At 68.6% G+C, this 9,517-nt stretch carries 9 protein-coding genes; 6 read left to right on the top strand and 3 right to left on the bottom strand.

Features of this window, described 5'->3' with window-relative positions; genetic code table 11:
• Positions 1-19 precede the first annotated feature (19 nt).
• Both LJ221_RS24040 and LJ221_RS21450 read right to left on the bottom strand, forming a co-directional pair.
• Complete coding sequence (locus LJ221_RS24040) at positions 20-253, bottom strand: helix-turn-helix domain-containing protein (protein WP_374228527.1); 234 nt, start codon at positions 251-253, stop codon at positions 20-22.
• A gap of 350 nt (positions 254-603) precedes the next feature.
• On the bottom strand, positions 604-1,431 hold the full coding sequence (locus LJ221_RS21450) for an AraC family transcriptional regulator (RefSeq protein ID WP_241718366.1): 828 nt from the start codon (positions 1,429-1,431) through the stop codon (positions 604-606).
• Positions 1,432-1,481: 50 nt separating this feature from the next.
• Between LJ221_RS21450 and LJ221_RS21445 the strand changes: the two genes are divergently transcribed.
• From LJ221_RS21445 to LJ221_RS21435, 3 genes are all read left to right on the top strand, one after another.
• Entirely contained in the window at positions 1,482-1,913 is a 432-nt protein-coding gene (locus LJ221_RS21445) for a DUF2000 domain-containing protein (protein WP_241718365.1), read from the top strand.
• 20 nt (positions 1,914-1,933) lie between these two features.
• Positions 1,934-2,944 carry a DMT family transporter gene (locus LJ221_RS21440; RefSeq protein ID WP_241718364.1) on the top strand — a complete coding sequence of 337 codons (1,011 nt, stop codon included), beginning with the start codon at positions 1,934-1,936 and terminating at the stop codon, positions 2,942-2,944.
• A 307-nt stretch (positions 2,945-3,251) separates the two neighbouring features.
• On the top strand, positions 3,252-5,195 hold the full coding sequence (locus LJ221_RS21435; RefSeq protein ID WP_241718363.1) for an AfsR/SARP family transcriptional regulator: 1,944 nt from the start codon (positions 3,252-3,254) through the stop codon (positions 5,193-5,195).
• A gap of 75 nt (positions 5,196-5,270) precedes the next feature.
• Here the strand turns inward: LJ221_RS21435 and LJ221_RS23550 are convergent, their stop codons facing one another.
• Positions 5,271-5,402: a hypothetical protein gene (locus tag LJ221_RS23550; RefSeq protein WP_302852050.1), complete on the bottom strand. Its 132-nt coding sequence runs from the start codon at positions 5,400-5,402 to the stop codon at positions 5,271-5,273.
• A 74-nt stretch (positions 5,403-5,476) separates the two neighbouring features.
• Here LJ221_RS23550 and LJ221_RS21430 point away from each other — a divergent pair, with 74 nt between their 5' ends.
• The 3 genes from LJ221_RS21430 to LJ221_RS21420 all read left to right on the top strand — a co-directional run bounded on the left by LJ221_RS21430 (position 5,477) and on the right by LJ221_RS21420 (position 9,392).
• A complete protein-coding gene (locus LJ221_RS21430; RefSeq protein WP_241718362.1) occupies positions 5,477-6,757 on the top strand; it encodes a cation:proton antiporter in 1,281 nt (426 codons plus the stop codon).
• A 126-nt stretch (positions 6,758-6,883) separates the two neighbouring features.
• Positions 6,884-8,674, top strand: coding sequence for a 2-isopropylmalate synthase (locus LJ221_RS21425; protein ID WP_241718361.1), 1,791 nt, complete (start codon positions 6,884-6,886; stop codon positions 8,672-8,674).
• Positions 8,675-8,735: 61 nt separating this feature from the next.
• Complete coding sequence (locus LJ221_RS21420; RefSeq protein ID WP_241718360.1) at positions 8,736-9,392, top strand: hypothetical protein; 657 nt, start codon at positions 8,736-8,738, stop codon at positions 9,390-9,392.
• Positions 9,393-9,517: the final 125 nt, after the last annotated feature.

Genomic DNA, 9,517 nt, shown 5'->3' with positions numbered 1-9,517 from the left:
GTCCACAGCGGGCCGCCGATCAGCAGTTCCTCGGGGGTGTACTCGGCCATCGCCTGGAACAGCACGGCCCGTTCCTCCGCACTGATCCGCTCGCCCGGCCCGGCCCGGGCCGGCCCGTCCGCCGCACCGCCAGGGCCTCCCGGCCACCCGCCTGGTACGCACGCCACCAGGTGCCCACGGACCGTTCCGCGACCTGGAACACCTCAGCCGCCTGCCGGTACCCCTTCACCTGCCCCGACTCCAACGCGGCCACCACCCGCAACCGCACCACTTCCCGCCCCGCCGGCGCCACCCGCCGCAGATCCCCAGCCTCAGCCACACCCCACCAACGAGCCAGGCAACTCAACAGTTCCGCCTCAATAAGGGCGCCGTTCACGACAAGGAGACGTTGAGCGTGTCTCGGTCGGGTGCGTGAGATTCCCGGAACTCGCGGTGCAGGTGAACGAAATTTCGATAGTCGCGAAGGACGTGGCTGTCGTAGGCGACGGCAGCGAGGGCTGGAGTGTGTGCGGTGGGTCCGTCGATGCTTTCGGGCGCGGTGCCACCCCGGATGGGGAGGACATGCCCGCAGCGTCCGGCCCGTCCCGGTGCCGTGGTACGACGTCAGCGCACGAGGCCGACGGCCTGCGTACGGGCGGCGCCGCTGCGAGCGTAGCGGCCCGGGCTGATGCCCAGAAACCGCTTGAAGTGCCGGTTGAAGTGGGACTGGTCGTAGAAGCCGGCCGCAGCGGCCGCCAGCCGTGGTGCCATGCCGCGCAGCAGCAGCCTGCGGGCCAGATCGACCCTGCGGCCGATGAGGTACTGGTGCGGCCCCATGCCGAGCTCACGGCTGAATACCCGGACCAGATGGGCCGGATGGACGTGCAGCGTCTCGGAAGCCTCCTGGAGGCTGATACCCTGCACGAACCTTTCGTCGAGCAGTTCGCGCAACCGGTGCGCGATCCCGGAGTCCTGCACTTGGGCCCGGTCCTCTACGCGCCGGTGGAGATGGTCCCGCAGCCGCTCGGACACCAGCGCCAGCATGCTCTCCGCCTCCAGTTCATCCCCTTGGTCCTCCAGCGTCAGGTGCAGTTGGTGAATGCGACGGCGCAGCAGTGGGTCGTCGAGGACCGGGCTGTCCACCGCGAGCCCGATGAGGCTGTCCTCCAACTGCGAGGCATCGAGATATACGACTCTCTTTCGGAAGCCGTCCGGCGTGACCGAGCGTCCATTATGTGGGACGTTCGGAGGCAGCAAAGTGACCGTCTGGTCGAGAGCGCCGTGCTCATGGCGCTCCAAGTCGTATCTGACCATGCCGTTGTCGACGATCAGCAGTGTCCACATCTCATGCGTATGCATGGGGTACACGTGGTCAGTGATGTGTGCATGGAAGACTTCGTCGATTCCCGCCACGGGCGGCCGCCAGGCCCGAATCTGAGAGTGATCAACCATGCAAAGATCGTACAAGACTTGAGCGTGGCCAGGGCGGTTGAATCAACTTCATGGAAATCGTCAACGAACCTGTTCGTTTCGAGACAAAGATCGCTGTGGTCTTGCGGGACGACCTTCAGATGTGGCAGCGCCTCAACATGACGGCGTTTCTGGTCAGCGGTATCGGCCGGGCCGTGCCGGAGGTGATCGGCAAGCCGTACGTGGATGCCGACGACACCGCGTACCTGCCCATGTTCCGTCAGCCGGTGCTGGTCTTCGAGGCAAGCAAGGAAGCCCTGACCACCTCTCACCAGCGGGCGGTGTCTCGGGAGCTGCCGCTGTCCGTCTTCACCACAGACCTGTTCACCACCAACAACGATCGGGACAACCGGGCTGCAGTGCGCGCTGTGCACCGTGATCAGCTCGACCTCGTCGGCATGGCCGTGTACGGGCCACGCAATGCGGTGGACAAGGTCCTCAAGGGCGCTCGCATGCACCCCTGACGTCGCCATAGGGGTGTGTCATGAACAACGACAAACAAGCACAGGGCGAATCGGCGAACGCCTATCTATACCTGCTCGCAACCATGGCGTTCTTCGGAAGTGCCTTCGCCAGTTCGAAGTCGGTCGTCGGGCACATGCCGCACCAAGTCGCAGCAGTTCTCCGGTTCGGAGGCGGTGCCCTGATCCTGGTTCTTCTGCTTCTGCTGATCGGGCGGAAGTCAGAAGGGAAGAAATCTACCCGGGGTCAGATCGCACGCGCATCCGCAGTGGGCCTGCTCGGCGTTTTCGCCTACAACCTCTTCTTCTTCTGGGGCCTTTCTCTCGCCCCTTCAATCGACGGAAGCATCATTGTTCCGGTACTGAGCCCGGTCATCACCACAGGAATTCTTCTCGCACTGGGCAGGGAGAAGGCGTCGGCGGCCCGCCTCGGCGGTCTCGCGCTGGGTGTCGTGGGTGCCGTGGTGTTCTTCCTCGGCGCCGGGGGGGCAGGCCTGGACGGAGGAGGATCACGCCTCACGGGTGATCTCATCTACCTCTTGGGCGCACTCTCCTGGGCCCTTTACAGCATCGCCTCGAAGAAGGTGCTGGTCGGCATGGACCCGCTGCGCGCAACCACGTTCGGCACCCTCGCCGGGGCGCTGGCCCTCCTGGTTTTCGCGGTCCCGGCCCTGCCGGACGTGGACTGGACAGCGCTGTCCGGAACCACCTGGGCGAACGTCGCGTACCTCGCCATCGGGCCGACCGCCGTGGCGTACCTCTTCTACTACCGGGGGCTGAGAACCGTCAGCCCCTCGACCGCTACCGTGATCATGTTCACGGTTCCCGTCTTCGGCGTGACGTGCGCCGTGGTGTTCCTAGGCGAGTCCTTCCACGGGCTCCAGATTGTCGGCGCCGTAGTCATGCTAGTCGGCGCGCTGCTCGCCGTCACCCAGGGCAGGCTCCGGCAGAAGCCGACTGCCGGCCCGTCGCCGTCCGGAGGGGAGGCCGACAACCCAGCCGAACCCTCCCGTCCGACCGAGTTCACCCGCTGACCATCGACAACGGACGAACTGCGCACTGCTCCGGCGACACCCTCGTCCGGAGTTCCGCATCGCCACGGGGATGGTGATGCATGCGCCCCAGTACCCGCTCAGGGCCCACTCCAGCCTGGGCGGGCACACACTCCCCACCCCCGCCGACACGCAGTGCCGCGTGCGTCGGCCATCACGCACCATCCATTCAGAATGCGAGATCGGGGTCGCAACTTCAATGCGTGAAGTCGAGTTTCGAGTGCTGGGGCCGCTGGAGCTTAAAGTGAGCGGGCGCCCGGTTCCCCTTCGGGGAATGAAACATCGGATAGTGCTGGGTTCTCTCCTGACATCGGAGAACCGCTACACCTCCATCGACCGCCTCGTCGACGCCGTCTGGGGGACCCATCCCCCCGACACCGCGTCCAAACAGATTCGCAACGCCGTGTCGGACCTGCGCACCATCCTCGCCGCCAGCGGGGCGGTCATCACCCCGGTCGCCGACGGGTACCGCCTCAACATCGGCGGCGCCCATCTTGATCTTCTGGAGTTCCACGAACGATTGACCCGGGGCCGTGCGCAACTGGCAGCCGACAGACCGGCAGACGCCATTGCCGAGTTCCGTGCGGCGCTTTCGCTATGGACCGGTCCCATGCTCTCGGGCCTCGAAAGCGACATCCTCGCGGCGCAGTCAACGGGTGTGAACGAGACGCGACTGAGCGTGATCGAGGAATGCGTCGACCTGGAGCTCGCGCAGGGCCGTCACAAAGCGCTGATCAGCGAACTGGCCAGCTGGATCGCCGAGTATCCCCTGCGCGAGCGTATGGTCGCGCAGTACGTGCTCGCCCTGCACCGCTCCGGTGCCCGTGCCCGTGCCTTCGCCGTGCACGAGCAGACCCGGCTGCTGCTGGCCGAACAACTCGGGCTGAACCCCGGACCGGAATTGGCCGAAGTGCACCGCCTCATGCTGCGTGAGGACTCCAACACGTCCGCGCCGGCTGCCGGGCGCAGCACTCCGGCCTCTCCTCCCACGGACCTCGCCGCCGTTCCAGACCGCCCCCGCAGGGGCGCGGAACCGACCACACCCGACTCCGCGCCGCAGCCCACCTTCGTACCGGACAGCCTCCCTCCGGACATCGCCCACTTCGTTGGACGCATCACGGAAATCCGGACACTGCTCCACGAGGCTGCCCGTCCCGGTTCGGGCAGAGTCCTCGCCATCGACGGGATGCCGGGTGCCGGCAAGACCGCCCTCGCCGTGCACGTGGCGCACCGAACGGCCGACCGGTATCCGGACGGCCGGTACTTCCTGGACCTACACGGCCACAGCGCCACGCGTGACCCGCTCGACCACCACGCCGCGCTGCGTCAACTGCTCCTGCTCTCCGGGCTCGCCAAGACGTCTCTCACCTGCCGCGCCGAGGAGCTGGCCGCCCTGTGGCGCGCCCGCTCCGCGGGATTGCGTGTGCTGCTCGTCCTGGACAACGCCGCCGACGCCGAGCAGATCCGCCCGCTGCTTCCTGTGGGCGACGGCTGTCTGACCCTCGTCACCAGCCGCCGCCGGCTGACCATGACGACCTGGTCGGCAACCCGGGTGCTGTCCCTCGACACGCTGTCCCGCGCGGACGGGTACGAGCTGTTCTGCCGGCTGCTGGGCAAACGGCACCCGAGACCGGAGCCGGCCGCGGTCGACGGCGTGCTGGCCCTCTGCGGTGACCTGCCCCTGGCGGTCTCCGCCGCCGCCGCCCGACTGCATCGCCGGCCCTCCTGGCCCCTGTCCCACCTCACCGGACGCCTCGCCCAGCCGCAGCTGCGGTTGTCCGACCTCCGGACAGAACAGGGCGATGTGGCGGCCTGCTTCGACGCCTCGTACCGCCATCTGAACACCGTTCACCAACGGTTGCTCCGCATCCTCGGCGCCGCCGACGGGGACAGCACCGACGTGGTCACCGCCGCCGCCCTCGCGGGCCTGTCAGCGCTCGTGGTCGAACGGATGCTGGAGGACCTCGTCGACGAGCACCTGCTGCTCCAGCCCGAGCCCGACCACTACCGCATGCACCCGCTGGTCAAGACGTACTGCGCCCAGTTGACGGAGCGCGGCCACGTGTCCGGCGCGGAGCTGCGGGGGGCGCTTGTGCCCGCCCTTCCCGGGGCCCCTGGCGGCCCCGGTTCCGGACCCTACCCGGAGCCCGAGCCCGAGCCCGCGGCGAGCGGGACCGTCGACGCGCTTCCCGCGCCGGCTCCCGGCCGTCCCGCCGAAGCACTGGCCGCCTGACGCCGGAACCGGCGGCCGGGCCTGCCCAGGGCTCCCGGCCCCGGCCGCCGGGGCGCCAGCCGCAGCCCTGCACCCTCACCGCGCCCGCTCTCCCACCCCCCTGCCCCGGGCGCCCACCGCGAGCGCCGCCACCCGCACCTGTCCCGTCGGCCCGTTGGTGCGCCGCACCTCGCCGACGACGCCGCGGTCCCGGGGCCAGCGCAGCACACCCGCCCGTGACGCGCGGCGCCCCCTCAGCCGACACCCCATCCCTCATGTCCCTGTCGTCCTGGAGGTTTCGCATGTCCGGGAGCACCCTCACCGACTTCTTTCTCGCCCTCTCCCTCGCCCTGGGCGCCGGCCTCCTCTTCGGCTCCCTGGCCCGTCGCATCGGGCAGCCCGCCGTCGTTGGGGAGGTCTGCGCGGGTCTGCTCGCTAGCCCCATGGTCATCACCGCCTCGGGCGCCGAAGCCGTCCTGCCCACCGAGGTGAAGCCCCTGCTCGGCGCCCTCGCCAACGTCGGCCTGGCCGTCTTCATGTTCGTCGTCGGGTACGAAATAGACGGCTCCTATCTGCGCGACCGCCGGGGCGCCACCCTGGGCGTGGTCGCCGGGTCGGTCGCCGTCCCGCTGGTGGCGGGTTGCGCGCTGGCCATCCCGCTCTCCTCCGCCCACGCGCCGGGGAGCCGCACCGTGTTCATCCTCTTCGTCGGCGTTGCCATGTCGGTGACGGCCTTTCCCGTACTGGCCCGCATCCTCGCCGACCGCGGCTTGAACCGGCATCCGGTCGGCAACCTCACCCTGACCGCCGCGGCGATCGGCGACCTCGTCGCCTGGATATGTCTCGCGGGCGTTGTCGCGTACGCCGGTGCCTCCGAGCAGTGGCGCATGGCGCTGGTGCCTGCCTACCTGGTACTCATGGTGGCGGTCGTACGTCCCCTCCTCTGCGGTGTCGTGCGCCGTGCCCAGGAGCGCGACCGGGCCGCCGAACGGCTGGTACCTCTGCTGATCGTCGGGCTGATGGTCTCCTGCGCCGCCACCGAGTGGCTCGGCATCCACTTCATCTTCGGGGCGTTCGCCTTCGGTGCCGTCATGCCGCGCGACGCGCTCGGCACCCTGCGCCCGGGGATCATGCGGCAGATGGAGCAGATCGGCGCCATCCTGCTGCCGCTGTACTTCGTCGTCGCCGGGACCAAGGTCGACCTGTCCGCCTTCACCCCGGCCGCGGTGCTCACCCTGGTGGCTGTCATCGGCGTGGCCGTCCTGTCGAAGGCCAGTGGCGCCTACGGGGGCGCCCGGCTGGCGGGGCTGCCCCACTCGGCGGCCATGCCCACCGCGGTCCTGATGAACACCCGCGGCCTCACCGAGATCGTCATCGTGGCCGTCGCGCTGGACATGGCCCTGATCGACCAGAGCTTCTACTCGATGATGGTCGTGATGGCGGTCGTCACCACCGCCATGACAGGGCCGCTCCTGAGGCTCTTCGGTGTACTGCCGCAGGAAACTCCGGTTCTCGTGCCGGACGGTGAATCTCCCGTACATCATTCGGCGCCTCTCGCCCGGTTCGCCCCCAAGGCGGATTGAGGTAATCGCGAGGACCGGTCGGGGATACAACGAGGACACCCCTCCATAGATTTCCCTCATCAATGGTCGAGCCGTTCAGAAATCACCGCTGGCTGCCAGTAGGGCAGTATTCAAGAGAGGCAAGGAATGACCGAGGCACCGCCGTCGCCCAGCGCCCTTTCGGGACTCAAGACTCCTCTCGGCCCGCGTCGTCCGGACCAGCCGTGGTGGAACGCTCAGCGCGGCTCCGCCATGCCGTTCCAGCGCTACGCCCGTTCGGCGCCCCGGCTGTCGGCCGAGCCGACCGACCGGGCCTGGCCTTCGAAGTCACTGGTCAAGGCCCCGCTCTGGGCGTCTGTCGACCTGCGCGACGGCAATCAGGCGCTCAGCAGCCCGATGAACACCCAGCGCAAGGGCCGGATGTTCGACCTGCTGGTGCGCATGGGCTTCAAGGACATCGAGGTCGGCTATCCGTCCGCCAGCGATGCGGATTTCTCGTTCCTCCGCATGCTGATCGAAGAGGACCGAATTCCGGATGACGTGACGATTTCCGTCTTCACGCCGGCCCGCCCGGAGTTGATCGACCGGACCTTCCAGGCCATCGAGGGTGCCGACCAGGCCATGGTGCACCTGTGCAATGCGACCGCTTGTCTGTGGCGTGAAGTCGTCTTCGGCATGACGGCCGACGAGGTGCAGCGAATGGCGCTCACGTCGGCCGAGCGGATCGCCAGGCTCGCCGACGCGGCCCGGGGCACCCACCTGCGTTTCGAGTACTCGCCGGAGACGTTCAACGTCACCGAGCCGGAATACGTGCTGGAGATCTCCAACGCCATCGCCGCGCTCTGGGACGCGAGCCCCGACCGGCCGGTGACGCTCAACCTGCCGACCACCGTGGAGACCGACTCGCCCAACGTCTTCGCAGACCAAGTGGAGTGGATGCACCGCAACCTGGAGCGTCGCGAGTCCGTGATCCTGTCCGTGCACCCGCACAACGACCGCGGCACCGCGGTCGCCTCCGCCGAACTGGCCGTCATGGCGGGCGCCGACCGCATCGAGGGCACCCTCTTCGGCAACGGCGAGCGCACCGGAAACGTCTGCCTGGCGACCCTGGCGCTCAACCTCTTCAGTCAGGGCGTGGATCCGCAGCTGGACTTCTCCGACATCGACGAGATCCGCTCCACGGTCGAGTACGCCAACCAGCTTCCGGTGGGCCCGCGCCACCCCTACGGCGGCGACCTGGTCTACACCGCCTTCTCCGGCACCCACCAGGACGCCATAGCCAAGGGCCTCGCGGACATCGAGCGGCAAGCTGCCGGGGCCGGGACCAGCACTACCGAGGTGCGCTGGGACGTCCCGTACCTGCCCATCGACCCCAAGGACATCGGCCGTACCTACGAGTCGGTGGTGCGTGTCAACAGCCAGTCCGGCAAGAGCGGCGTGGCGCACGTCCTGAAAAGTGCCTACGGCCTGGACCTCCCCCGCAGCATGAGGGTGGAGCTGGCCAGGCTGGTGCAGCAGGTCGCCGACGGTGACGGCACCGAGCTGACCTCCCGTGAGCTGCGCGCCATCTTCGCCCGGACGTACCTCGACTTCGAGGCGCCGGCGCTGCTGCTCAAGGAGTTCCACTCGACCGCCGGGGAGAGCGCCACCGTCGTGGACGCGCTGGTCGTCGGCCGGGACGGCCGGGAGAGCCGACTGACCGGCACGGGGGCGGACGCGGCCACTGCGTACGCCGACGCCCTGACCCGCCACGGGGTGGCCGCGGAGGTCACCGAGCTGACCGCGCACCCCATCGGCGACAGCCTCGGCACCGGCTACGCCGCCTACGCGCAACTGACCGTAAGCGGCGCGATGTGGTACGGCGCGGCCCTCGCCTCGGACGAGGAGAGCGCCCGGCTGAAGGCCGTCACTTCCGCCGTCAACCGCGCCACCGCCTGACCGCCCCGTTGCCTGCGCGGCACCACCCTGTACTGCTGCTGAGCCAAGAGGGAGCCGAGAGATGGACTTCACTTTCAGCGAGACCAGAAGGGACCCCGGCCGGGACTGCTTCATCTACCCGGCGCACAGCTATCTGGACCGGATCAGCATCGAGAGCCTGTACCGCCGGACCGAGACCGACCTGCTGGGCCTTCTGCTCAACGGCGCCGAGGAGGCCGACCCGTTCGAGCCCCACACCACCCGCATGCTGGTGATGGTGGAGGGCGAGCTGGTGGCCTGCGCCGAACTCGTCGCGTACTCCCCGCTGGGACTGCCGCTCTCCGGCTGGTCCGCTCTGGGCGGATTGCTCCGCCGCAGCCGCCGTCTTGTGCAGGTCCGCCGGACCGTGGTGCGTCCGGAGTACGCGGACCGGTCGCTGCCGGAGCTGCCGCACGGCGCCGTGGGCGGTCTCCTCAAGGGGTGCCTCCAGTGGGCTGTCGCACAGGACGTCAGCGATGTCGTCATGGAGGTGGCCGCCCCCCGGGTGGCGGAGCGGCTCGCCCAGCTCAGCGCGACGCCCGTCGAGGGCTCCCGGCCGGACGCGCCTGTGGCGACGTACCGGCTCAGCGTCAACGAGCTGGTCGCCCGCGGTTTCCGCGCCGGCAGCCCCTTCTACGCCTACCTCCTGGACTACGACGAGAGTGTCCTGCTGCACGAGCACGTGCCAGCACTCGCCTAGTACTGCAACGACACTCCGTGACGTTGCCTGCGTCTGTAGTGACTGATGCGGGTTCGGGCTTGGCTTTTTCTTCGCCATAGGGACCAGGCGAGTACATGCTGGATGCTGTGGCAGATGGGAGAGGA

The sequence above is a fragment of the Streptomyces sp. CNQ085 genome (genome assembly GCF_022614595.1).
Lineage (GTDB): Bacteria > Actinomycetota > Actinomycetes > Streptomycetales > Streptomycetaceae > Streptomyces.
This window is presented reverse-complemented; position numbering and strand designations above follow the sequence as displayed.

Coding starts and splice junctions, on each gene's coding strand:
- LJ221_RS21450 (WP_241718366.1), bottom strand. CDS start 1,431: ATGGTTGATCACTCTCAGATTCGGGCCTGGCGGCCGCCCGTGGCGGGA.
- LJ221_RS21430 (WP_241718362.1), top strand. CDS start 5,477: ATGTCCGGGAGCACCCTCACCGACTTCTTTCTCGCCCTCTCCCTCGCC.
- LJ221_RS21420 (WP_241718360.1), top strand. CDS start 8,736: ATGGACTTCACTTTCAGCGAGACCAGAAGGGACCCCGGCCGGGACTGC.
- LJ221_RS21425 (WP_241718361.1), top strand. CDS start 6,884: ATGACCGAGGCACCGCCGTCGCCCAGCGCCCTTTCGGGACTCAAGACT.
- LJ221_RS21445 (WP_241718365.1), top strand. CDS start 1,482: ATGGAAATCGTCAACGAACCTGTTCGTTTCGAGACAAAGATCGCTGTG.
- LJ221_RS21440 (WP_241718364.1), top strand. CDS start 1,934: ATGAACAACGACAAACAAGCACAGGGCGAATCGGCGAACGCCTATCTA.